Below are 24603 nucleotides of genomic sequence, written 5' to 3' on the forward strand. Positions count from 1 at the left end.
TTCATCCTGAGCCAGGATCAAACTCTCCATAAAAGTGTTTGTCTAGCTTCAAATAATAAATGTTGACGTTTTGTGTTCTGTTTAGTTTTCAAGGTTCATGTCGCGTATCAGCGACGTACATTAATATATCATGTACTGAAGACATCGTCAATACGTTTTCACAAAAAAATATCACAAACAAAAATGGATGGAGCACAGAATTCCTGTACTCCATCCACCACTCATATATCGGAGCTGTTGCCCTGATTATTCTTCGTCCAGTTCGTCTTCGATCTCCACTTCACGTTCCGCTTTCGCCACTGTTGCAACCTCAGCTTCTTCGCCAAGCTTAATGAGCTTTACACCTTGCGTATTACGGCCCATCTGAGAAATCTGGTCCACAGGAGTCCGGATGAGGATGCCGTTTGCGGTAATCAGCATAATATCTTCTTCACCATTCACAGACTTCACAGCAATGAGCTTGCCGTTCTTATCATTGATATTGCATGTCTTCAGGCCTTTTCCGCCTCTTGTTTGAATGCGGTATTCATCGACAGGTGTACGTTTTCCGTACCCGTTCTTTGTGACAATCAGAACGTCCATGCCTTCCTCTACAATCTCCATGCCGACGACAGTATCATCCCCTTCCAGGGTGATTGCTTTCACGCCTGTCGCACTTCTGCCCATGGAGCGGACATCCTGCTCGTTAAAGCGAATCAGCATGCCATTGCTGGTGCCCACAATAATATCACGGTCTCCGGTCGTTAGACGGACGGAAATCAGTTCATCTTCCTCCCGCAATGTCAGGGCAATCAGTCCGTTGTTGCGGATATTGCCGAAGGAGGAAAGCGGTGTCCGCTTTGTAATCCCTTGCTTCGTAGCAAAAATCAAGAACGCATCATCTGTGAACTCACGAATCGGGATAATGGCATTAATCCATTCTCCCTTCTCGATTTCCAGCAGGTTGATGATCGGCAGTCCCTTGGCTGTCCGGCTGTACTCAGGGATTTCATACCCTTTGATACGGTATACTTTCCCCTTGTTTGTGAAGAATAGGATGTGATCATGTGTCGATGTGGTCAACAAGTGCTCCACAAAATCATCGTCATTTGTCCCCATTCCCTGTACACCGCGGCCGCCCCGGCGCTGGCTCTTATACGTAGAAGCCGGCAGACGCTTAATATAGCCATTGTGGGTTAACGTGATGACAACATTCTGCTCTGGAATCAGGTCCTCGTCCTCAATGGATTCGAAGCCGCCCGGCATAATTTCTGTTCTGCGCACATCATTGAAGCGCTCTTTGATTTCCAGCAGCTCAGCCCGGATGATTTCCAATACCTTTGCTTCATTGGCCAGAATTTCACGCAATTCGGCAATTAGTGCCTGCAATTCACGGTATTCTTCCTCTATTTTCTCGCGCTCCAAGCCTGTCAAACGCTGCAAACGCATATCAAGAATCGCCTGCGCTTGCTTCTCACTCAAGCCAAAACGCTCCATTAAGCCAGTTCGGGCAGCATCTGTTGTTCTTGAGCTGCGAATCAGCTGGATTACCTCATCCAGGTGATCCAAGGCGATGCGCAAGCCCTCCAAAATATGCGCTCTTGCTTCTGCCTTCTCCAGCTCATAAGCTGTACGGCGGCGGATGACAACCTTTTGGTGCTCCAAATAATAATAGAGGCATTGCTTTAGATTCAATACCTTAGGCTCGCCATTCACCAAAGAAAGCATATTGATGCCAAAGCTTGTCTGCAGGGCCGTCTGCTTATACAGGTTATTCAACAGCACGTTGGCGTTGGCGTCCCGGCGGACCTCCATTACGATGCGCATACCAGTTCGGTCTGATTCGTCGCGCAAATCCGTAATGCCCTCAATCTTCTTCTCACGCACAAGCTCAGCAATTCTTTCAATCAGCTTTGCCTTATTCACTTGATAGGGAAGCTCTGTCACGATAATGGACTGCTTTCCATTGCCGCGCTCCTCGATTTCAACCTTGGCGCGGACGAGGACACTGCCTCTTCCCGTTTCGTATGCCCGGCGGATTCCGCTCTTGCCTAAGATTTGGCCGGCTGTCGGAAAATCCGGTCCCTGAATATATTCCATCAGTTCTGAAATTGTAATATCTGGGTTCTCGCTCAGTGCAAGCACACCGTCAATTACCTCTCCAAGCTGGTGGGGCGGGATGTTCGTGGCCATGCCTACCGCAATGCCTGTAGCTCCGTTCACCAGCAGGTTGGGAAATCTGGCTGGCAGGACAATCGGCTCCCGCTCCGAGCCATCATAGTTATCCTGATAATCAATCGTGTTCTTTGTGATATCCCGCAGCAGCTCCATGGAAATCTTGGACATTCTCGCCTCGGTATAACGCATTGCCGCTGCCGCATCACCATCAACAGAACCGAAGTTGCCATGGCCGTCCACCAGCATGTACCGCTGGTTGAAATTCTGTGCCATCCGCACCATTGTATCGTATACAGCCGAGTCTCCGTGGGGATGATACTTACCAATTACTTCACCGACAATACGGGCTGATTTCTTATGAGGCTTATCTGCAACGATTCCCAAGTCATTCATTGCGTATAGAATTCTTCGATGCACCGGCTTCAATCCATCACGGACATCCGGCAAAGCGCGTGACACGATAACACTCATTGCATAATCCAGGAATGAGGAACGCATCTCTTGGCTAATATTTATTTCTTGAACGCGGGCTTGTTGTTGATTATCAGACATCAACCAGCACCTCCTCTTACATTTCAAAGCACCTATCATCTATACATAGATGACAGGAATATTCATTCCTGCCATCCTTAAATATCAAGATTTTTCACGTATCTTGCATTTTCCTGAATGAAATTGCGGCGCGGCTCTACTTTGTCCCCCATCAGGATTTCAAAGGTCTCATCCGCTTGAATGGCATCCTGCAGGCTGACCTGAAGAAGAGAACGGACTTCCGGATTCATGGTTGTTTCCCACAGCTGCTCCGGATTCATTTCACCCAATCCCTTATAACGCTGAATATTTGCCTTTGGCTGGGCCGGCAACTCTGCAAGAGTTTGCTCCAGTTGACGGTCATTGTAAGCATAGACAATTTTCTTGCCCTGCTGGACCTTATATAAAGGCGGCTGTGCGATATATACAAAGCCATGCTCGATAATTTGGCGCATGTAGCGGTAGAAGAAGGTTAATAATAGGGTACGAATATGCGCGCCATCAACGTCCGCATCCGTCATGATCACAACCTTATGGTACCGGGCCTTCTCGATATCAAAATCATCGCCGATTCCTGTACCGATTGCTGTCACGATGGCACGAATTTCGTTATTGGATAAAATTTTATCCAAACGCGCCTTCTCAACATTGATGATCTTCCCCCGCAACGGCAGAATAGCCTGGAAATGACGGTCACGGCCTTGCTTGGCAGATCCGCCTGCGGAGTCTCCTTCTACAATGTACACTTCGCTGATGGAAGGATCCTTAGAGGAGCAATCCGCCAGCTTCCCCGGCAAGCTCGATACTTCCAGGGCATTCTTTCTTCTCGTCAGCTCACGGGCCTTTTTGGCTGCAACACGTGCACGTGCCGCCATTAAGCCTTTATCTACAATCTTTCTGGCAACTGAAGGGTTCTCCAGCATGAACTTATCAAAGGTATCAGCAAAAATAGACTCTGTTACCGTTCTTGCTTCACTGTTTCCAAGCTTCGTCTTTGTCTGCCCCTCAAATTGCGGATCCGGATGCTTAATAGAAATGATGGCAGTCAGGCCTTCCCGGACGTCCTCGCCAATCAAGTTGCTGTCATTATCTTTAATGATGTTGTTTCGTCTTGCATACTCATTGATTACACGAGTCAGGGCTGTCTTGAAGCCCACTTCATGTGTACCGCCCTCATACGTGTGGATATTGTTTGCGAAGGAGTAAATATTGCTTGTATAGCTTTCGTTATATTGCAAAGCAATCTCAATATAGATGCCTTCCTTGGAGCCTTCCACATATACAGGCTCTTCATGGATCGCTTCCTTCGTGCGGTTTAGGTGCTCCACATAGGACTTGATGCCGCCCTCATAATAAAACTCCTTGGTCTTGCCGCCCTCACGCTTATCTTCAATAACCAGACGGATGCCGCGATTCAGGAAGGCCAGCTCACGAAGACGATTGGCCAATATATCGAAATCATACTCCCTTGTTTCCGTGAAGATTTCATGGTCCGGCTTAAAGTGAACGGTGGTTCCAGTGTGTTCTGCATCCCCAATCACTTTAATATCCTCAGCCGGCACGCCGCGGTTGTACTGCTGATAATGAATTTTGCCTTCTCTATATACATAAACCTCCAGCACGGAGGAAAGTGCGTTTACTACGGATGCACCAACACCATGGAGACCGCCCGATACCTTATATCCGCCGCCGCCGAACTTGCCCCCTGCATGGAGAACAGTCATAATCACTTCAACAGCGGGACGTCCCATCTTTTCGTGAATGCCGACAGGAATACCACGCCCGTTATCGGCAACAGTGATGCTGTTGTCTTCTTCGATCGTAACCTTCACTTCATCACAATAGCCGGCCAATGCTTCGTCAATACTGTTGTCGACAATTTCCCATACAAGATGGTGCAGGCCCTTGGCATTTGTAGAACCGATATACATACCAGGCCGTTTGCGTACTGCCTCAAGGCCCTCCAAGACTTGAATCTGACTTTCATCATATGTGTTCTCTTGCAACTGCTTTTGCTCCATTGTCACTCACTTCACCTACTTTTCCATTTAATCAGGCTGACATGTCTGTTAATATGACGCTGTACCGCTTGTCACCCGGATTGTGCTTGCTTCCTTAAGTGTATCGTGTTCGATCCCCTCTACACTGGTTGTCGTCACAAAGGTCTGCACCTTTCCCTGGATGGTATTCAACAGGTGGGACTGCCGGTAATCATCCAACTCCGACAAGACATCATCCAACAATAGAATTGGATATTCCTGCACCTCTGCATGAATCAATTCAATTTCTGCTAGTTTAAGGGAAAGTGCGGTTGTTCGCTGTTGTCCTTGGGATCCAAAGACTTGAACGTTTTTATCATTAACGAAGAATTGCAGATCGTCTCGATGAGGACCAAGTAAAGTAGTGCCGCGGAAAATCTCCCGCTGCTTAATAGATTGAAAATTTTCATAGTATACTTCTTTCATTTTCGACAAATCCGTGGATTCTGATACATCTATACTTGGTTTATATACGATTCTCAGATCCTCCAGCCCTCTGCTGATGCCTGAGTGAATGGGAGCTGCCCACTCCTGAAGCAGCTGCAGGAATTCAAAGCGCTTTTGCAGAATCTTTACACCATGCTCGATCAGCTGAATGGTAAACACATCGAGCATCGTTTCATCCTTTTTATTGCCCTGCATAGATTTCAACAAATGGTTGCGTTGCACCAAAATCTTTTGATACTGGCTCAGTTCATACAGATAGACGGGGGCAATCTGCCCAAGCTCCATATCAAGAAACCTTCGTCTTACCTGAGGGCTTCCCTTCACCAGATTCAGGTCCTCCGGAGCAAACATGACAACATTCATCTCTCCCACGTATTGGCTCAGCCTCTGTTGCTCCAAATGGTTCAGCTTTGCCTTTTTGCCCTTTTTGGAAAGCAATAATTCCATGGAAAGAGCCCCGTGCCTTTTTTGAATGCTCCCTTTTATTTTACCATACTCTGCGTCCCAGCGGATGAGTTCCCGATCATTTGCTGTACGATGAGATTTGGCCATGGCCAGAACATAAATCGATTCCATCAGATTAGTCTTGCCTTGGGCGTTCTCGCCGATAATTACATTGACCTTATCCTCAAACTTTAAATGCAATGCCGCATAGTTGCGGTAATTCTGCAGCGATAATTCTTGAATATACAAGGGGGACCTCCCTTACTGTGCAAGCACTTGGAATAAACCAACACCAGGGATTTCTACCTGGTCTCCCGGGACAAGCTTCTTCCCTCTGCGGTTCTCTGCCTCACCGTTCACAAACACTTCATTCTCTTGCAGAAACCATTTTGCAGCACCGCCTGTCGGAATGATATCAGCAGCCTTTAAAAATTGTCCCAATGTGATGTATTCTGTCGAAATAAAAACCTTTTTCATAGCACGTCGCTCACTTTCTAAAAGTGTTCATTCTTTCATTGTACTAAATAATCCGCCATTCGAAAAGAAAACAGCTGAAAAAGCTGCCAGCATACGCCAACAGCTTTTTCTTTTAGTATGTGCGAACCGGCAAAATCAATTGCACGATTGTATCATCATTTCCTGTGCGGATCAGGAACGGTCTCATGGCTCCCGTAAAGCTGATTTTGATCTCCGTGCTGTCCAGCGCCTTCAATGCGTCCATCATATACTTGGCGCTGAAGGATATTTTCAATTCCTCGCCTTCGATCTGCTCGCATTGCACTTCTTCCACCACTTTCCCGATTTCAGGAGAATTTGATGAAATTTCAATCATGTCGCTGTCCAACGTAGAGAATTTCACCACATTATTGCGGCCGTCCCTGGCCAGAAGGGACGCACGGTCAATGGCCTGCAGCAGTTCCTTCGTGTTTACGAAGATATCTGTTTTGCTCTCATTCGGGATCAGTCTGGATGTGTCCGGATAGTTGCCCTCCAGCAAACGCGAGAAGAACAGAATATGCTTTGTGCGGAACAGCACTTGGTTCTCCGTTACGACAATATCAACCATCTCTTCTGACTCATCCAGCAGCTTACTGAGTTCTGTCAAGCTCTTGCCTGGAATCACGACATTCGCTCTAAAGTCCTCCGGAATATTTCTGCCTTCCACCCTGGCCTTGCGCAATGCCAGCCTGTGGCTATCTGTAGCAATGCAAACCAGTTCGCTGTTATATACCTTCCAGTTTACACCTGTCAAGATTGGTCTTGTCTCAGATGTGGATACCGCAAAGACAGTCTGACGGATCATGTGCTTAAGAAGGTCGCCAGGAATGTGGAACACATGATGCTCCTCCAGCTGAGGCAGATGCGGATATTCCTCCGGATCCAAGCCGTTCAGGTTTACTTCGGATTTCCCGGACTTGATTCTGGTCATGAAATGGCTGCCCACTTCAAGTTCTACCTGCTCCTTCGGCAGCTTCTTTACAATTTCACTGAAATACTTTGCCTGCAGCACTACACTGCCAGCCTGTAATACTTCTGCAATTTCCTTGCCATTCTCCTCAATCGGGATAAACGATTCAATAGAAATATCCGAGTCGCTGCCTGTCAGTGTTACGCCACTTTCATCAGCTACAAGCTTAATCCCTGTCAAAATTGGAATCGTAGTCCGCGATGAAACAGCCTTCATAACATCTTGCACGCCTCTGACTAAATAATCCTTTTGGATGCGAAAGTGCATAAAAGAAACCTCCTGATTAGGAATAAAATTGTTTATTTATTAATAAGAAAAAAATAGTAGTAATAGTAGTAGGGCCTGTGAATATGTGGATAAGTCCGATTTCATAAGGTAAAACAGCCTATCAACATGTGGATAGGCTGTGTGTAAATCCCCTGAAGTTATTCACATAATCCCGTTAGCTTTTTAAAACAGAATGAATTTCGTCCAGCTGCTTCTGCAGCTGCGTATCTGTCTTCAATAGCTGTGAAATCTTCTCGTGGGCATGGATGACTGTTGTGTGGTCCCGTCCGCCGAATTCTTCCCCGATCTTCGGCAGTGAGGAATCCGTAAGCTCACGCGACAGGTACATGGCAATTTGCCGCGGAAATGCGACGGACTTGGTCCGCTTTTTTGCCTTGAAGTCCTCCAGCTTAATCTGGAACACTTGGCCGACCGCCTTTTGGATATCATAAATAGAAATGATGCGGGGCTTGGAGTTCGGAATGATGTCCCGCAGCGCCTCTGCAGCCAGGTCTGCATTGATATCCTTGTTAATCAGAGAGGAATAGGCCACAACCCGGATGAGTGCCCCCTCCAGCTCACGGATGTTCGAATCGATTTGGTTCGCGATATAAAGCATGACTTCATTTGGAATATCAAGACCTTCAGCCTTCGCTTTCTTGCGCAAGATGGCAATTCGCGTCTCCAGATCCGGCGGCGTGATGTCTGTGATCAGGCCCCATTCAAAGCGGGAGCGCAAACGGTCCTCCAGAGTCGGAATTTCCTTGGGCGGACGGTCACTGGAGATGACAATCTGCTTGCTTTCTTCATGAAGGGCATTGAAGGTATGGAAGAATTCCTCTTGCGTTTGTTCTTTCCCCGCCAAAAATTGAATATCGTCTATAAGAAGCACGTCCACGTTCCGGTACTTGTTGCGGAAATCAACAGCCTTGTTGTCCCGGATGGAGTTAATGAATTCATTTGTAAATTTTTCAGAAGACAGGTATACAACCTTCGCATTCGGGTTATGTTCAATTACATAATGTCCGATTGCATGCATAAGGTGTGTCTTTCCCAGACCGACGCCTCCATAAATAAAAAGAGGGTTATATGCCTTTGCGGGCGCTTCGGCCACCGCCAGTGACGCTGCATGGGCAAAACGGTTTCCTGATCCGATTACAAAGGTGTCGAATGTATACTTGGGATTCAACATGCTTTGAGGGATGTGATTTGGCTCATCATGCATCATTCTCTTCTTCTGTGCGGGAGTATATTCAAGCTCTTCCTCCTGCTGGCTTTGAGGAATAATAAAGCGGATATCCAGCTCCTCGCCTGTAATTTGATATACAGTTTCCGAAATCAAATTTGAGTAATGAGATTCCAGCCAGTCGCGGGCAAACTCGTTAGGAGCAGTAATCGTAAGTACATGCTTCTTTAATGAATATGCTTTCGTTGACTTCAGCCATGTCTCAAAGCTGGGCTTGCTTACCTTCTTCTCAAGGTCCTTTAAGGCTCTATTCCATAAATCGGCTATATTCTCCAACGCAGTCCCTCCTTTTTCGCCAAAATACAGCTGTTCAACCTTTGTACAACCGACAAAATCCGCTGCATGTATATTTATTCAAAACATTTGCTTTCCAGTTAAATGTGCTATAATGGCAATACCGAATTGTCTACAGAATCTGCAGCTTGTGGACAAGTACATATCAACATGTGAAAACAAACTGTCCACAGGTTATGCACAATTTGTGGATAACCCATTCTGCAGGACGAGTTATTCAAGGGTGAAAACAAAAATATAATAACAAATAAACATAGCAATAGCAATGAGTTTTATAAGGTTATCCACAAAATCAACCTGTAGTGGAATAAACTTGTCCACAACACGAGATAATGTGTAAAAGTAGTGGGGCTTGCTGTGGATATATTTTTCGGCACCTTTTTATTATCCACAACAGAGGACGGTTTTGATCTAGAGTCCTGTGGGTAAAATGGAGATGGGGCAGTTGCATAGGATTGGATGTCTTATCTTATAGAAGGAAGAGCTGCAGTAGTACAACATGTAGATCAGCAGGCTGGAAGATGGTATAAAAATGAAAATTTCAAGAAGCATTGACATTTTCCACACTAATTAACTATAATTTATAAGACTGTCTGAACAGTTAGTCCTCAGGGAGGTGTCATAAAATGAAACGTACTTACCAACCAAATAAACGTAAGCGCAGCAAAGTACATGGTTTCCGCAGCCGCATGAGCACAAAGAACGGCCGTAAAGTTCTTGCCGCTCGTCGTCGTAAGGGAAGAAAAGTATTATCTGCGTAGACCACTGATCGTTCAGTGGTCTTTTTTCTAGCAGTACGAAGCTTCCACTGGCGAGACACAGGAGTGTTTAAGGGATATGAAGAAAAAAAACCGTGTAAAAAAGAATGATGAGTTTCAAGCTGTGTTCCAGCGGGGGAAATCACAGGCAAATCGTCAGTTTGTCTTGTATCAGCTCGATAAACCGGAGCAAACGCATTTTCGAATTGGGCTGTCTGTAAGCAAGAAGGTCGGCAATGCGGTGGTAAGAAACCGAATCAAGCGGATGATCCGCCAAGTATTCACGGAATTGAAAGATGAGATAGATTCTGGAAAAGATTTTGTTATAATAGCTAGGAAGCCATGTGCAGAAATGGATTACGAGCAAATTAAGCAAAGCCTGCTTCATGTATTACAGCGGTCTGGCATTAAGGTAAGAAGAGACCGGAGCTGAAGCAGGCTTTGGTTACATAATTAAAGGAGGAAAAGGGCCGTGAAGAAGAAATTAGGCTTATTGGTGCTGCTGACTGTGCTGGTATCCGTAATCAGCGGATGTAATCAGGTCAACCAGCCCATTACGGCAGAAAGCACAGGGGTATGGAATCAATACTTCGTCTATCCGCTTTCCTGGCTGATCACTGCTGTTGCAAGAACGTTTGGCAACGATTTTGGACTTGCCATCATTGTTGTTACACTTATTATCCGCTGTGCCTTGCTGCCATTGATGGTCAAGCAGACAAAGAGCACGAAGGCAATGCAGGGGCTGCAGCCGGAAATGGCAAAGCTGCGTGAGAAATACAGCTCCAAGGATCAGGCGACACAGCAGAAGCTGCAGCAGGAGATGATGCAGCTGTACCAGCAGCATGGTGTAAATCCGCTTGCAGGCTGCTTGCCGATCTTCATTCAAATGCCGATTCTGATTGCGTTTTACCATGCCATTATGCGTACTGCCGAGATCAAACAGCACAGCTTCCTTTGGTTTGACCTGGGCGTACATGATCCATATTACATCCTGCCGGTTGTAGCGGGGATCACAACCTTTATTCAGCAAAAGCTGTCCATGACAGGCGGCGCAATGGAAGGCCCGCAGGCAGCGCAGATGAAAATGATGCTTTGGCTGATGCCGATTATGATTGTAGTATTTGCCGTGAACTTCCCGGCAGCCCTGTCTCTGTACTGGGTGGTCGGAAATATCTTCAGCATTGGGCAGACTTACTTCATTAAAGGTCCGGACATTAAGGCGGCCAAGGCAGGGGGCGCAGCAAAGTGACCAGCGAAATTACTGCTAAAGGACAAACTGTCGATGAAGCGGTACAATCAGCGTTGCAGCAGCTGGGGGCAGTTCGGGAACAGGTGGACATTCAAGTCCTGGATCAGGGAAAGAAAGGCTTCCTGGGCTTGTTCGGTGCCCGTCCTGCTGTTGTAAAGGTTGCTCTGAAGGGTCAACAAGAAGAAAAAGAGGAACAACAAGAGTCTCTGCGTGAGGCTGAAGCAATAGTGGAAGAGCCTGCGGCGCAAGCGGAGATGCCCATGAAGGCAGATCCGGTTGAGGAGGCAAAATTATATCTGGAGGCTGTCATCCGCGAGATGGGGGTTGCTGCACAGGTAGAAACGCATGTAAAGGGGCGGGATATCACCTTTACCCTTGCAGGCGAGCAGGTAGCCTTGCTGATCGGAAAACGGGGAAGCACCTTGAATTCCTTGCAGTACTTGGCACAGCTTGTGGCCAATCGGCATACGAAAAGCTACATCAATGTGACTGTAGATGCAGAGAATTATCGGGAGAAGCGCAGGGGAACACTGGAGTCCCTGGCGCATCGGCTGGCCAAGCAGGCGGCGAATACCCGAAGGAAGGTTGTGCTGGAGCCAATGCCTTCCTTTGAGCGAAAGGTGATTCACCAGGCGCTGTCTCATCATCCTTATGTGAAGACAGGCTCAGAAGGAGCCGAACCGCATCGGCACGTGGTAATTTTTCCGAGATAAGAATGGGTGGACTTAAGGGGAGAATTCCTTAAGTCCACCTTTTTTTATGTCTTTTTCTAATGTGGGATTCCGGCTGTGAATAAGTGAAAAGGAACGATTGAGTTATCCACAGTGAATAAGTTTATGGTGTTTATACTGGGGATATAATAAAATAAGTTATCCACCTTTTTCAGGCTGGGCGGTTGTGGTATGCTAATAGTTTAGTGAAGCAAACAAATTCATTTATATGTTGATATAGAATCAAACCAAGTGAGGTGAACCGGAGTGGAATTTGATACAATTGCCGCCATTTCAACGGCAATGGGTGAAGGTGCCATTGCAATTGTGCGTGTCAGCGGCGATGAAGCGGTTGAAAAGGTGAGCCGGATTTTTCGCGGGAAGGATCTGACCCAGGTTCCGACTCATACCATTCATTATGGTCATATTATTGAGCCTGATACAGGCCGTGTCATAGAGGAAGTCATGGTGTCCATTCTGCGGGCACCGCGTACTTTCACGCGCGAGGATGTAGTCGAAATTAATTGCCACGGCGGACTGGTGTCTGTGAATAAGGTGCTGCAGCTGGTGGTATCACAGGGTGTGCGGTTGGCGGAGCCGGGGGAATTCACAAAGCGGGCGTTCTTGAACGGCCGGATTGACCTGTCACAGGCTGAGGCTGTTATGGATCTGATTCGCGCCAAAACAGACCGGGCCATGAATGTGGCGATCAACCAGATGGAAGGACGCTTGTCCAGACTGATCCAGCGTCTTCGCCAGGAGCTGCTGGAGACCTTGGCGCATGTTGAGGTGAACATCGACTATCCGGAGTATGATGATGTAGAGGAAATGACACACAGCGTTTTAATTGAAAAGGCCGTGCATGTGCGGGATGAAATCAAGAAGCTGCTGGAAACCTCCAAGCAGGGGAAAATTCTGCGGGAGGGGATTGCCACTGTTATCGTGGGAAGACCAAATGTCGGTAAGTCCTCCCTGCTGAACAGTCTCGTGCAGGAGAAGAAAGCAATTGTTACTGATATTGCCGGCACAACAAGGGATGTCATTGAAGAGTATGTGAACGTCCGGGGTGTGCCGCTCCGCCTCATTGATACAGCCGGTATCCGTGAAACCGCGGATGTGGTTGAGAAGATTGGGGTAGAGCGCTCCAGAGAGATGATGCAAAAGGCAGATTTGATTCTGCTTGTATTAAACTATAACGAGCCGCTGACAGAAGAGGATGAAGCGCTGTTTGCAGCGGTGTCCGGACGGGATATGATTGTTATCGTCAATAAGACGGATCTCCCGGAGCAAATTCAGATGGAACGCGTCCGGGAGTTGGCCGGCAATGCGAAAATCATCACGACCTCTCTGATTGAAGATGAGGGAATTGATGAGCTGGAACGGGCGATTGCGGATCTTTTCTTTGAAGGATCCATCGAGGCGAGTGACCTGACATATGTGTCCAATGCCCGTCATATCGGTCTGCTTGCGCAGGCTGATATGACCATCAGCGATGCGATAGATGCCATTTATAGCGGTGTTCCAATCGATATGGTACAGATTGATTTAACAAGAACATGGGAAATTCTCGGCGAGATTACAGGGGATACAGTGCATGAAAGCTTGATTGATCAGCTGTTCTCCCAATTTTGCCTTGGGAAGTAAGAAGGAGGAGCCAAAATGGGATTCAATGCCGGTTCTTATGATGTCATTGTAATTGGTGCCGGCCACGCAGGCTGCGAAGCCGGGCTGGCGGCTGCCCGTATGGGCGCGAACACATTAATGCTGACCATTAACCTGGATATGGTGGCTTTCATGCCATGCAATCCATCTGTCGGCGGCCCTGCCAAGGGGATTGTTGTGCGGGAAATCGATGCCCTGGGCGGCGAAATGGGACGCAATATTGATAAAACACATATTCAAATGCGGATGCTGAATACGGGGAAGGGTCCCGCTGTCCGGGCCTTGCGCGCGCAGGCGGACAAGTTCGCCTATCAGCATGAAATGAAGAAAACCATTGAGGACACCCCGAACCTGACCCTCCGTCAGGGCATGGTGGAGCGCCTCATCGTGGAAGACGGGGAGTGCAAGGGAGTCATCACCCAGACAGGCGCCCAGTACGAAGCGAAGACCGTGGTCATCACAACGGGCACCTTCCTGCGCGGTGAAATTATTATCGGTGACTTGAAGTATTCCAGCGGACCGAACAATCAGCAGCCTGCTGTCAAGCTGTCCGAGCATTTGGAGGAGTTGGGCTTGGACCTGGTGCGCTTCAAGACCGGCACACCGCCCCGTGTCCACAGCGACAGCATTGACTACAGCAAGACAGAGATTCAGCCAGGAGATGAGAAGCCGCATGCCTTCTCCTTTGAAACAACAAAATTCATTCTGGACCAGATTCCATGCTGGCTGACCTATACAAGCGAAAAGACACATCAAATTATCGATGAGAACCTGCACCGCTCTGCCATGTATTCCGGCATGATCAAAGGAACCGGGCCGCGTTACTGCCCATCCATCGAGGATAAGGTAGTCCGCTTCCATGATAAGCCGAGACATCAGATTTTCCTGGAGCCGGAGGGCCGCAATACACAGGAGGTGTATGTGCAGGGACTGTCCACAAGTCTGCCTGAGGATGTGCAGGAGCTGATTCTGCGGAGCATCCCGGGTCTTGAGAATGTAAGAATGATGCGTACCGGCTACGCTATTGAATATGATGCAATCGTGCCAACGCAGCTTTGGCCGACACTGGAAACGAAGAAAATCCAGAACCTGTATACAGCAGGACAAATCAACGGAACCTCAGGCTATGAGGAGGCAGCCGGCCAAGGCATCATGGCGGGCATCAATGCCGCCTGCCGTGCCCTCGGGAAGCAGGAGGTTGTCCTGGACCGTTCCCAGGCTTATATCGGGGTCCTTATTGATGACCTGGTGACCAAGGGGACGAATGAGCCTTACCGTCTGCTGACGTCCCGGGCTGAATACCGTCTTCTGCTTCGCCATGACAACGCCGATCTGCGTCTGACTGACCTCGGTTATGAAATCGGGATGATTCCGGAGGAGCGTTATGTACGCTTCGCAAAGAAGAAGGAGCAGATTGAAGCGGAGAAGAAACGGCTGTTCCAAATCATTATTAAGCCCCATGCAGAGGTGCAGGAGCTCATTCGCAATGCCGGCGGCAGCGAGCTGAAGGACGGCATCCGGGCAAGCGATTTGCTGAAGAGACCGGAAATGACTTATGAGCATATTAGAATTCTTGCACCGAATGAGGAAGCCATTTCCGAGGAAATTGCGGAGCAGGTTGAAATTCAGATCAAGTACGAGGGCTACATTGAGAAGTCCCTGCAGCAGGTAGAGCGGATGAAGAAAATGGAGAGCAAGCGCATCCCTGCAGATATTGATTATGATGCGATCCACGGCCTGGCAACAGAAGCGCGTCAGAAGCTGAAAAGTGTGCGGCCGCTTTCGGTAGGGCAGGCGTCCCGTATTTCAGGAGTCAATCCGGCCGATGTTTCCATCTTACTTGTGTATTTAGAACAAGGAAAAATCGCAAGAGTATCGAACCAATAATGTTAGGAGATATTCTCTATGAATGTGCAACAATTTCAGAATATGCTGGAGGAGAAGGGGATCGTCCTCTCTCCTCACCAGCTGCAGCAATTTGAGCGCTATTATGAACTGCTGGTGGAATGGAATGAAAAAATGAACCTCACTGCCATTACGGAGAAGGAAGAGGTATATTTAAAGCATTTCTTTGATTCTATCACAGCCGCCTTTTATCATGATTTTTCACAGCCTCTCACCCTGTGTGATGTAGGGGCAGGGGCAGGATTCCCGAGTATTCCGATCAAGATTTGCTTCCCGGATTTGAAGGTGACAATTGTAGATTCCCTGCAAAAGCGGATTACATTTTTGAATCATCTCGCTGCCGAGCTTGGCCTGGAGAACGTTGCATTTTATCATGACCGGGCTGAAACCTTCGGCAGAAAAGAAGGCATCCGTGAATCCTTTGATATTGTAACTGCAAGAGCTGTAGCCCGCTTGTCCGTGTTAAGCGAGCTTTGCTTGCCTCTTGTCAAATCAGGAGGATATTTCATTGCGATGAAGGGTGCTGCTGCACAGGAAGAGCTGCAGGCAGGCATTCATGCGGTGAAGGTGCTGGGCGGAGAGCTTATCGAGACTGCTACCTTCAAGCTGCCGTTTGAAGAAAGTGAGCGCAATATCCTGCGTATTGAAAAGCGCAGAAAAACACCGAAGAAATATCCGCGCAAGCCAGGCATGCCAGGCAAGATGCCAATCGAACAATTATAAAAATAAAAGATGTTTCACGTGAAACATTCTATAGATTCAATAGGGGCAGGGGTGGTGGAAACCGATGAAAGGTACATTGAAAACTCTGTTTGGATTAGTGAGTGAGAAGGAAGTGGACAGCCATACAGCTGATGAGTTCCGGGAAGAAGTAAAGCAAATCCCTATTGCCAGCATTATTCCGAATCGTTATCAGCCGCGCACCGTATTTAATGAGGATAAGATTGATGAGCTTGCTTTGACGATTCGTACACATGGAGTCATCCAGCCAATCGCGGTTCGGGCTTATGAAGAGGGGAAGTACGAAATTATTGCAGGAGAAAGACGCTTTCGTGCAGTCAGTAAGCTTGGGTGGGACACGATCCCTGCCCTCGTGAAAAATATGACAGATGCAGAAACGGCTTCCGTTGCTTTAATTGAGAATCTGCAGCGGGAAGAATTAACTGCCATCGAGGAAGCCATTGCTTATCAAAAGCTGTTAGATCTACATAATCTAACGCAGGAAGCATTGGCACAGCGCCTTGGTAAAGGGCAATCCACTGTGGCCAATAAGCTTCGTCTGCTGAAGCTTCCGACTGAAGTCAGGCAAGCTCTTTTGGACCGGCAGGTAACAGAGCGCCATGCAAGAGCGCTGATTCCATTGAAGGAGCCGGCTATGCAGATTGAGGTTCTGCAGCAGGCTATTGAACTGCAATTGAATGTGAAGCAGACGGAAGAGCTGGTGGAGAGAATGCTGAACCAAAACCAGCCTGTGCCAAAGCAAAAGCCAAAACCAAGACGAAAGGCTGTCAGCAAGGATATGCGTATTGCGATGAATACAATCCGCCAATCCCTGCAGATGGTTGCCGACAGTGGGTTGCATGTAGCTTCTGAAGAAGAAGAATTTGATGAATACTATCAAATTACAATTAAAATCCCCAAGAAAAAATAACAAAATAAAAGGACTGCTTAGAGAAGTACGGACTCCTCTGGCGGTCTTTTTTTATTTATGGATAAAATTTCTTACCTATAAGGCAGGATAATAGGAAGAAATTTTGAAGTTTTAATACGGAGATAAAAATATTTCATGTTACAATGAGGATATATTGGGAGATATATTTTCACCGTATAAGAAAGTAAAGGCAGGTGACAACATGGGGAAAATCATTTCAATCGCAAACCAAAAAGGCGGTGTCGGCAAAACAACTACATCCGTAAATCTCGGAGCCGGCTTAGCCTACCTCGGAAAAAAGGTCCTCTTAATTGATATTGATGCACAAGGAAATGCCACTACAGGAGTCGGAGTAGAAAAGTCAGACCTGGATGAGTGTGTATATAATGTGCTGGTGGAAGATGCGGATGTCAGGGGAATTGTAAAGCCAACTGCAGTAGAGAATCTGTATGTGCTGCCGGCCACAATTCAACTGGCGGGTGCTGAAATCGAACTGGTGCCTACTATTTCGCGTGAAGTCAGACTCAAGCGGGCTCTACAGCCAATTAAAGCTGACTATGATTACATTATTATTGATTGTCCGCCATCACTTGGGTTGCTGACGCTCAATGCACTGACAGCTTCGGACTCCGTCATTATACCAGTACAATGTGAATATTACGCACTGGAGGGGCTCAGTCAGCTTCTGAATACCGTACGTCTTGTACAAAAGCATTTGAATAAGGACCTTGCTATTCAAGGGGTGCTTCTGACGATGCTGGATGCCCGAACAAATCTTGGGCTGCAGGTTATTGACGAAGTGAAAAAGTATTTTAGAGATAAGGTATACCGGTCTGTCATTCCGCGGAATGTCCGTTTGAGCGAAGCACCGAGCCATGGGAAGCCGATTATTCTGTATGATCCCAAGTCAAGAGGGGCAGAAGTGTACTTAGATTTGGCAAAGGAAGTGATTGCAGGTGGCTAAAGGCCTTGGAAAAGGAATTCAAGCTTTTTTTCCTGACCTGGATGCTCGAGAAGAGGAAACAATCAAGGATTTGAAGATCAGCCAAATTCGCCCCAATCCCTATCAGCCGAGAAAGCATTTTCACAAGGAAGCCATTCAAGAACTCAAGCTGTCCATTCAGGAGCATGGCATCCTGCAGCCTATTATTGTCCGCAAAAGCATTAAGGGCTATGAAATCGTGGCTGGCGAACGAAGGTTTCGAGCGGCGAAGGAAGCGAAGCTGGATGTGATTCCGGCAATTGTCCGGGAGCTGAACGACCAGCAGATGATGGAGCTGGCCCTATTGGAGAATTTGCAGCGCGAGGATTTGACGCCAATCGAAGAAGCGGCAGCTTATCAGATGCTGATGGATGCGCTCAAGGTGACACAGGAGCAGCTGGCTAAGCGTCTTGGCAAGAGCCGGCCGCATATCACCAACTATATCCGCCTGTTATCCTTGCCGGCCTTTGTGCAAGAGCTTGTTTCCAACGGGGTCCTTTCTATGGGACACGGCCGTACGCTCCTCTCCCTTAAGGATAAAGAGAAGCTAAAGCCGGTTGTAGAAAAAATTCAGAAGGAAGAGCTGAATGTCAGACAGCTGGAGCAGCTGATTCAGCAGCTGAATGAGGAAGTTCCACGTGAAACAAAGCCTCCTCAAAAAGAAAAAAGCATCTTTTTCAAGGCGCAGGAGGATGTGCTGCAGGAGCGGTTTGGGACATCTGTCCGCATCAAGGAAGGCAGCAAAAAGGGAAAGATTGAAATTGAGTTCTTCAACAAGGATGATCTTCAGCGTATTCTCGATCTTCTCTCAGGTGAAGCATGAAAAATAAACCATCTCTAGAGATGGTTTATTTTTTTCAAAACGGAAAGCTTATGGTCAGTTGCCAAAATTCCTGTGGAAATCATTTGCGCCATTTTCATAACCAGGTTCAAGCGTGTGTTTTGTAAAACAAAGAATTCCATGAAACCATGAACATTGACAATGCCGTGAATATGCATATTTCCCACTGCAGGAAGCTGTTTATTCATGGCAGCACCCGGCTTGCTTGGGCCTTTTCCCACTGAAACCGATCCCACGCTTTGTGTCTTTCCGAGGCACGCGTCCACAGCAATGACGAAGGGGTTGAAATGCTTCTGCTTCACGGCTGTGAGGGTCTGCTCCAGATTTAAAGCATGAACAGGCTCATCCAATGTTCCATACAAATGAAAGTTGCGAAGTCCCTGCTCCTCCAGCTTGGAGCCGACAAGGGGCCCAAGAGAATCACCTGTGGAGCGGTCCGTACCAATACAAATTAAAACAAGCTCCCGGCTTGCACTTTCCGGTAAGTGAGAATCCAATAAATAACTTAAGCGGTCGCTTGCTTCATCCTCATGATGAAACACATAATGCGGCTCTTTGTTGAACAATGGATACTTCAAACGAAAAGATCCTAAGTTCACATTCATCCACCCTTTAATGTAATACTATCAGTATACAAAAAATTCCCAAAATTTATACATGCCCTTGTCATGAAAAAATAAAGAAATCGTAACCACATTTTCTTCGGAGCATTTTTTGTGATTTGCTACAATATAAGGATGAACATCAAAGCTTGAGAGGCGGGACAGTATGAATTGGTTTGGCGATGCGTATGACAAATTTACGAAGTACCTATTGAATGAGGAGATCTGGCAGAATATAGGAATGGGCATCTTGAAGATAATCTTCATTTTGGCAGCAGCAAGTGTTGTCATCCGGGTGGGAAGAGTTATTGTTCAGAATGCTTTCCGTGTCCGTACACGGGCACCCATTCAATTATCGGAGCGGCGAATTGCTACTATTTCTAAGTTATTGGAAAACATACTTACATATGTGGTGTTTTTCATTGTAATTGTCATGATTCTGGGCGTTCTTGGGATTGACACAAAGGGCCTGATTGCTGGGGCCGGGGTAATCGGCCTTGCGGTTGGTTTTGGAGCACAAAACCTGGTCCGTGATGTCATCACCGGATTTTTCATTTTGCTGGAGGATCAATTCTCGGTTGGTGATTATGTTCGGATTGGCCATTTCGAAGGAACTGTAGAGGAAATTGGATTGCGGACGACAAAAATTAAGAGCTGGACAGGGGAAGTCCATATTGTGCCGAATGGAATTATCAAGGAAGTCACGAATTTTTCCATAAGTAACAGTGTAGCGTTTGTGGATGTCAACATTTCCTACGAGAGTGATATCCAAGAGGCAGAGCGCATTATTGAACAGCTTCTGGATGAAATGCCGGCAAAGTATGAGTCTTTAATCGAACGGCCCCAGTTGTTGGGTGTGCAGCAGCTTGGCGCTTCAGAGGTGACACTCCGAGTTACGGCAGAAGTGCAGCCGATGCAGCATTTTGCCATGGCAAGGGTGATGCGCAAGGAAATTAAGCTGCGGCTGGATGAGCATGGAATTGAGGTTCCTTATCCAAGAATGGTTTTATATAATCGTCAAGGGCAGGAAAAAGAGAAGGTACATTGAGGGGAGAGAGATGTATGTCAGCAGATAAGCAGTATGACTTGAATGACGTGGTTGAAATGAAGAAGCCGCATCCGTGCGGAGCAAACCGCTGGAAGATCATTCGGATGGGCATGGATATCCGGGTGAAGTGCGAAGGCTGTGCCCATTCCGTGCTCATCCCGCGGCGTGAGTTTGACAGGAAGGTCAGAAAAATTTTGGTGAAGCATGAGCAGCAGGATTAACGGGCAGCCTTGGCTGGCTTGTCATTTCCTGCTGTACTCTCTATAATGAAAAAAGGTTTGATTCTAAGAAGAATGGTGCCGGCCTGCTTGCTCTTGTACGTGAGGAGAGCAGGATGGGGCCGGTGCCTTTTTAATTTACAGGAGTGAAAAAAATGGGATTAACAGCTGGTATCGTCGGATTGCCGAACGTAGGCAAGTCCACATTGTTTAATGCAATTACACAAGCAGGTGCAGAGTCCGCGAACTATCCGTTCTGTACGATTGACCCGAACGTCGGAATTGTAGAGGTGCCGGACGAGCGCCTGCAAAAGCTGACTGAGCTGGTGCAGCCGAAGAAAACTGTACCGACAGTATTTGAGTTCACTGACATTGCCGGCATCGTAAAGGGTGCGAGCAAGGGTGAAGGTCTGGGGAACAAATTCTTGTCCCATATTCGCCAGGTGGATGCGATTTGCCAAGTTGTCCGCTGCTTTGAAGATGAGAATATTACACACGTAGCTGGCAAGGTAGATCCGATTGCGGATATTGAAACCATCAACCTGGAGCTGATTCTGGCTGACCTGGAATCCGTGGACAAGCGTATTGACCGTGTGGCAAAGCTTGCGAAGCAAAAGGATAAGGAAGCGGCAGCCGAGCATGGGATTCTGGTGCGTCTGAAGGAAGCTTTTGAAGAAGGAAAAGCCGGCCGCACAGTGGAGTTCACGGAAGAGGAAATGAAGATTGTTAAGGGCCTGCATCTGATGACAACAAAGCCGATGCTGTATGTGGCAAACGTGAGTGAGGATGAAGTGGCAGATCCATCTGAAAATCCTTATGTACAGCAGGTGCGCGAGTTTGCGGCTGCTGACAATGCTGAAGTAATTATTGTTTGTGCGAAAATCGAAGCTGAAATTTCTGAGCTGGATGAAGAAGAAAAGAAAGTATTCCTGGAAGAACTGGGCATCCAGGAGTCCGGTCTGGATCAGCTGATTCGTGCCGCTTACCACCTTCTTGGCCTGGCTACGTACTTCACAGCCGGCGTACAAGAGGTTCGCGCGTGGACCTTCCGCCGCGGCATGAAGGCACCGCAATGTGCGGGCATCATCCACACAGACTTCGAGCGCGGCTTCATCCGTGCGGAAACAGTTTCCTACGATGACCTGCTGCACTACGGCTCCATGAACGCAGCCCGCGAAGCCGGCAAGGTTCGTCTGGAAGGAAAAGAATATATCATGCAAGATGGAGATGTTGTACATTTCCGCTTTAACGTGTAAAAACAAGAAGCATCCTCGTTTCCGCGAAGGATGCTTCTTTACTGTTTGAAGCTGTACATTTTTATTCCCCAGCCTGTGAAGCATGAAAGAACCTTCGGCATATTGAGAAAGCTAACAAACAGAATCGCGTCATTCTCAAATTGTGTATCTGCCAGAAGGCCTGTATATTGGGATTAACAAAGAGTTTGGAATATGCTTCCTCATAAAGAGGGACTACAAAGTCCAACTGCCCCACTCCATTGAACTGAAGCACTATCAAATCCCTGCGGGAGGACACTTCGTAAGGTTTGACCGCTCTCTGCAAGGTTACACAGCCTAAGTGGAAGCAGAATTCCTCCATGGTCTGGAACTGGTCACAAAGTCCCTGTGCGTCCACTCCATTGAGCCGAAGCACTGTCAAATCCCTGTGAGAGGACACTTCGTAAGGTTTGACCGCTCTCCGCAAAGTTATATAGCCTATGCCCATGTAAAAAGAAAAGGTTTTAAATCCTTTTAGATTTTTAAATCTTTTAAGGTTTTTCCTTCCTTAAGTTGCTTCCCCCAACCTACTATGATATAATTTAAACTCGTGAGTGATTACTGTTAATTGCTCCTTGCCCGTTAAGGGCCGCTTAGACCAAAAGGAGGTGTAACCGAGATGAGAAAGTACGAAATCATGTACATCATCCGCCCAAACATGGAAGAAGAAGCTCAAAAGGCTCTTGTAGAGCGTTTTAACAACGTTCTTGCTGACCAAGGTGCGGAACTGACAAACGTGAAAGAGTGGGGCAAGCGTCGCTTGGCTTATGAAATCAACGATTTCCGTGATGGTATCTACATGCTATTGGACGTAAACGCTACTCCTGCAGCAGTGCAAGAGTTCGAGCGTCTGGCTAAGATCAACGAAGATATCATTCGTCACATCGTAATTAAAGACGAAGAATAAGAATAGATAGGGAGAGTGGTTCGATTGATGAATCGCGTGATACTCGTCGGACGATTAACGAAGGATCCAGAATTGCGCTTCACGCCAAGCGGCGTTGCGGTAGCTACTTTCACACTGGCTGTGAACCGTGCATTTTCCAATCAACAAGGTGAGCGCGAAGCTGACTTTATCAATTGTGTGGTATGGAGAAAGCCAGCTGAGAACGTAGCGAACTTCCTGAAAAAAGGAAGCCTGGCCGGCGTTGATGGCCGTCTGCAGACTCGTAATTACGAGGGACAAGACGGTAAGCGTGTCTATGTGACAGAGGTTGTCGCAGAGAGCGTGCAGTTCCTGGAGCCTCGTAACAGCGGCGGCGGAGAGCAGCGCGGCTCTTACAATCAGCAGCCACAGGCGCAGGGCTTTGGCGGCTATGATCAAGGTCCGGCGCAAAATCCTTACGGCGGCGGAGCGCCAGCTCGTCAAAACCAGGGCAATCCTGGCTTTACGAGAAATAATGATGATCCGTTTGCCAACGTAGGTCAACCGATTGACATTTCGGACGACGATTTACCGTTTTAATATACAGCACGGACAAACTTTTCCAATGAATGGAGGGAATTTCAATGGCTATGGGACGTAAAGGTGGACGCGCGAAGCGTCGTAAAGTTTGCTTCTTCACTGCAAACGGCATCTCTAAAATCGATTACAAGGACGTAGATCTTTTGAAGCGTTTCGTTTCTGAACGCGGTAAGATTCTTCCACGTCGTGTGACTGGAACTAGCGCTCGTTATCAGCGCAAGCTGACTATCGCGATCAAGCGCGCTCGTCAAATGGCACTTCTGCCATATGTTGCAGAATAAGCATGTGACTGATGCACAGTAAAGGCTTTCCTTTACTGTGCATTTTATTTATGCGGGTAATTTGTTTAGTTATAAATGGAAAACGGTTACAATAGAGGAAGCAGGTATGAAGAGAGGGAAAATGTATTGAGAAATGCGAGACGTTTGACGGAAGGGGCTGTCCTGCTGGCAATCTATGCAGTGCTGCTGCTGAGCAGCATGTATATCCCGCTGCTGGGTCTGCTGACGACCTTTGTGCTCCCCCTTCCTTTTATCATCTTTACAATGAGGCATCACATCAGGTATACGGCAGTTCTGCTTGTTGCTGCTTCAGGTGTCACGTTTATTTTAAGTTCACCTCTGAATATCATAAATACCATCCTATCAGGATTAACCGGCATTGTGATTGGCTGGATGTATCAGCGCGGCAAGGGGCAAGTGGAAACCTTCCTGGCCAGTACGGTCGTCATCCTGTTGAACTTTGTCGTGCTGTACGTGGTAAGCGTTAAGTTCCTGGAGTTCGACATGCTCCAGCAACTGCGGACGACTATGGAGGAATCCTTGCAGCAGGCAGAGAAATTTGCGAAGCTCACAGGTTCGGCCAACACACAGTCCATTGACCAGTTCCGAAAAGTAATGGACACCGTGCAGTATTTATTGCCCGCCATGTTTGTGATGGGGGCAGCCATGCTTGCATTTGTGACACAGGCTGTTACGGTGCCTATTCTAAAGAAGCTGCGCCTGTCTGTGCCGCCATGGCCTCCCTTTAGAGATATACAGCTGCCGCGGCATTTGCTGCTTCTGTATATTGTGATCCTGCTTGTATCCATCTTTGTAAGGCCGGCCGAGAAGTCCTTCCTTTACATGGCATTGTTGAATGCAAACATCATCTTTCAGTTTCTGACGGCCTTGCACGGCTTGGCCTTCCTTGCGTATTTTGCCCATGTCAGAGGATATCCAAAGGCGGTTCCGATTGTGGCAGGTATATTGGGCTTCCTGATTCCAATTTTATTTTCTATATACAGCTTCTTAGGTATAATTGACCTAGGCTTTTCGTTGCGGAGATTGCTCAAACGGGCGTAAAG

Annotated in this window: 24 protein-coding genes; 17 read left to right on the forward strand and 7 right to left on the reverse strand. The window is 47.4% G+C overall.

All coding sequences use genetic code 11. The features are described 5' to 3' along the window. Nucleotides 1-246 precede the first annotated feature (246 nt). From gyrA to dnaA, 6 genes are all read right to left on the reverse strand, one after another. The gene (gyrA, locus tag NK662_RS22030) at nucleotides 247-2709 is read right to left on the reverse strand and encodes a DNA gyrase subunit A (protein ID WP_254761134.1); all 2463 of its coding nucleotides are present in this window, start codon (nucleotides 2707-2709) and stop codon (nucleotides 247-249) included. A gap of 77 nt (nucleotides 2710-2786) precedes the next feature. Continuing rightward, nucleotides 2787-4709: a DNA topoisomerase (ATP-hydrolyzing) subunit B gene (gyrB, locus tag NK662_RS22035; RefSeq protein WP_254761172.1), complete on the reverse strand. Its 1923-nt coding sequence runs from the start codon at nucleotides 4707-4709 to the stop codon at nucleotides 2787-2789. Between the two features lie 48 nt (nucleotides 4710-4757). After that, a complete protein-coding gene (recF, locus tag NK662_RS22040; RefSeq protein ID WP_254761135.1) occupies nucleotides 4758-5867 on the reverse strand; it encodes a DNA replication/repair protein RecF in 1110 nt (369 codons plus the stop codon). Between the two features lie 12 nt (nucleotides 5868-5879). After that, complete coding sequence (gene yaaA, locus NK662_RS22045) at nucleotides 5880-6095, reverse strand: S4 domain-containing protein YaaA (protein ID WP_254761136.1); 216 nt, start codon at nucleotides 6093-6095, stop codon at nucleotides 5880-5882. A gap of 112 nt (nucleotides 6096-6207) precedes the next feature. Beyond that, the gene (dnaN, locus tag NK662_RS22050; RefSeq protein ID WP_254761137.1) at nucleotides 6208-7353 is read right to left on the reverse strand and encodes a DNA polymerase III subunit beta; all 1146 of its coding nucleotides are present in this window, start codon (nucleotides 7351-7353) and stop codon (nucleotides 6208-6210) included. A gap of 175 nt (nucleotides 7354-7528) precedes the next feature. Beyond that, nucleotides 7529-8875 carry a chromosomal replication initiator protein DnaA gene (gene dnaA, locus NK662_RS22055; protein WP_254761138.1) on the reverse strand — a complete coding sequence of 449 codons (1347 nt, stop codon included), beginning with the start codon at nucleotides 8873-8875 and terminating at the stop codon, nucleotides 7529-7531. Between the two features lie 644 nt (nucleotides 8876-9519). Between dnaA and rpmH the strand changes: the two genes are divergently transcribed. The 10 genes from rpmH (at nucleotide 9520) to NK662_RS22105 (ending at nucleotide 18633) form a co-directional block, all read left to right on the forward strand. Next, a complete protein-coding gene (gene rpmH / locus NK662_RS22060) occupies nucleotides 9520-9654 on the forward strand; it encodes a 50S ribosomal protein L34 (protein ID WP_254761139.1) in 135 nt (44 codons plus the stop codon). 76 nt (nucleotides 9655-9730) lie between these two features. Continuing rightward, nucleotides 9731-10084 carry a ribonuclease P protein component gene (rnpA, locus tag NK662_RS22065; RefSeq protein WP_254761140.1) on the forward strand — a complete coding sequence of 118 codons (354 nt, stop codon included), beginning with the start codon at nucleotides 9731-9733 and terminating at the stop codon, nucleotides 10082-10084. 39 nt (nucleotides 10085-10123) lie between these two features. After that, complete coding sequence (gene spoIIIJ, locus NK662_RS22070; RefSeq protein WP_254761141.1) at nucleotides 10124-10900, forward strand: YidC family membrane integrase SpoIIIJ; 777 nt, start codon at nucleotides 10124-10126, stop codon at nucleotides 10898-10900. After that, on the forward strand, nucleotides 10897-11613 hold the full coding sequence (gene jag / locus NK662_RS22075; protein WP_254761142.1) for an RNA-binding cell elongation regulator Jag/EloR: 717 nt from the start codon (nucleotides 10897-10899) through the stop codon (nucleotides 11611-11613). Before spoIIIJ ends, jag begins: the two co-directional genes overlap by 4 nt. Nucleotides 11614-11877: 264 nt before the next feature. Next, nucleotides 11878-13254, forward strand: a complete 1377-nt coding sequence (gene mnmE, locus NK662_RS22080; RefSeq protein WP_254761143.1) for a tRNA uridine-5-carboxymethylaminomethyl(34) synthesis GTPase MnmE — start codon at nucleotides 11878-11880, stop codon at nucleotides 13252-13254. Between the two features lie 15 nt (nucleotides 13255-13269). Beyond that, a complete protein-coding gene (gene mnmG / locus NK662_RS22085) occupies nucleotides 13270-15159 on the forward strand; it encodes a tRNA uridine-5-carboxymethylaminomethyl(34) synthesis enzyme MnmG (RefSeq protein WP_254761144.1) in 1890 nt (629 codons plus the stop codon). An 18-nt stretch (nucleotides 15160-15177) separates the two neighbouring features. Next, nucleotides 15178-15900 carry a 16S rRNA (guanine(527)-N(7))-methyltransferase RsmG gene (gene rsmG / locus NK662_RS22090; protein WP_254761145.1) on the forward strand — a complete coding sequence of 241 codons (723 nt, stop codon included), beginning with the start codon at nucleotides 15178-15180 and terminating at the stop codon, nucleotides 15898-15900. 64 nt (nucleotides 15901-15964) lie between these two features. Beyond that, on the forward strand, nucleotides 15965-16828 hold the full coding sequence (noc, locus tag NK662_RS22095; RefSeq protein ID WP_254761146.1) for a nucleoid occlusion protein: 864 nt from the start codon (nucleotides 15965-15967) through the stop codon (nucleotides 16826-16828). Between the two features lie 202 nt (nucleotides 16829-17030). After that, nucleotides 17031-17792, forward strand: coding sequence for a ParA family protein (locus NK662_RS22100; RefSeq protein WP_254761147.1), 762 nt, complete (start codon nucleotides 17031-17033; stop codon nucleotides 17790-17792). Next, nucleotides 17785-18633: a ParB/RepB/Spo0J family partition protein gene (locus NK662_RS22105; RefSeq protein WP_254761148.1), complete on the forward strand. Its 849-nt coding sequence runs from the start codon at nucleotides 17785-17787 to the stop codon at nucleotides 18631-18633. Before NK662_RS22100 ends, NK662_RS22105 begins: the two co-directional genes overlap by 8 nt. A 14-nt stretch (nucleotides 18634-18647) precedes the next feature. On the opposite strand, the gene yyaC is transcribed toward NK662_RS22105, so the two are convergent. Continuing rightward, nucleotides 18648-19250, reverse strand: a complete 603-nt coding sequence (gene yyaC / locus NK662_RS22110) for a spore protease YyaC (protein ID WP_254761149.1) — start codon at nucleotides 19248-19250, stop codon at nucleotides 18648-18650. Nucleotides 19251-19419: 169 nt separating this feature from the next. On the opposite strand from yyaC, the gene NK662_RS22115 reads away from it, so the two are divergent. The 7 genes from NK662_RS22115 (at nucleotide 19420) to NK662_RS22145 (ending at nucleotide 24601) form a co-directional block, all read left to right on the forward strand. After that, nucleotides 19420-20301 (forward strand): mechanosensitive ion channel family protein, encoded by an 882-nt coding sequence (locus NK662_RS22115; RefSeq protein ID WP_254761150.1) that lies wholly within the window; start codon nucleotides 19420-19422, stop codon nucleotides 20299-20301. 14 nt (nucleotides 20302-20315) lie between these two features. Further along, the gene (locus NK662_RS22120; protein ID WP_254761151.1) at nucleotides 20316-20522 is read left to right on the forward strand and encodes a DUF951 domain-containing protein; all 207 of its coding nucleotides are present in this window, start codon (nucleotides 20316-20318) and stop codon (nucleotides 20520-20522) included. A gap of 152 nt (nucleotides 20523-20674) precedes the next feature. After that, complete coding sequence (ychF, locus tag NK662_RS22125) at nucleotides 20675-21775, forward strand: redox-regulated ATPase YchF (protein WP_254761152.1); 1101 nt, start codon at nucleotides 20675-20677, stop codon at nucleotides 21773-21775. 637 nt (nucleotides 21776-22412) lie between these two features. Continuing rightward, nucleotides 22413-22700, forward strand: coding sequence for a 30S ribosomal protein S6 (gene rpsF / locus NK662_RS22130; RefSeq protein ID WP_254761153.1), 288 nt, complete (start codon nucleotides 22413-22415; stop codon nucleotides 22698-22700). Between the two features lie 24 nt (nucleotides 22701-22724). Next, entirely contained in the window at nucleotides 22725-23258 is a 534-nt protein-coding gene (gene ssb / locus NK662_RS22135; RefSeq protein ID WP_254761154.1) for a single-stranded DNA-binding protein, read from the forward strand. Between the two features lie 44 nt (nucleotides 23259-23302). Next, nucleotides 23303-23539: a 30S ribosomal protein S18 gene (gene rpsR / locus NK662_RS22140; protein ID WP_254761155.1), complete on the forward strand. Its 237-nt coding sequence runs from the start codon at nucleotides 23303-23305 to the stop codon at nucleotides 23537-23539. Between the two features lie 126 nt (nucleotides 23540-23665). After that, a complete protein-coding gene (locus NK662_RS22145) occupies nucleotides 23666-24601 on the forward strand; it encodes a YybS family protein (RefSeq protein WP_254761156.1) in 936 nt (311 codons plus the stop codon). Nucleotides 24602-24603 lie beyond the last annotated feature (2 nt).

It is taken from the genome of Ectobacillus ponti (assembly GCF_024294785.1).
GTDB lineage: Bacteria > Bacillota > Bacilli > Bacillales > Bacillaceae_G > Ectobacillus > Ectobacillus ponti.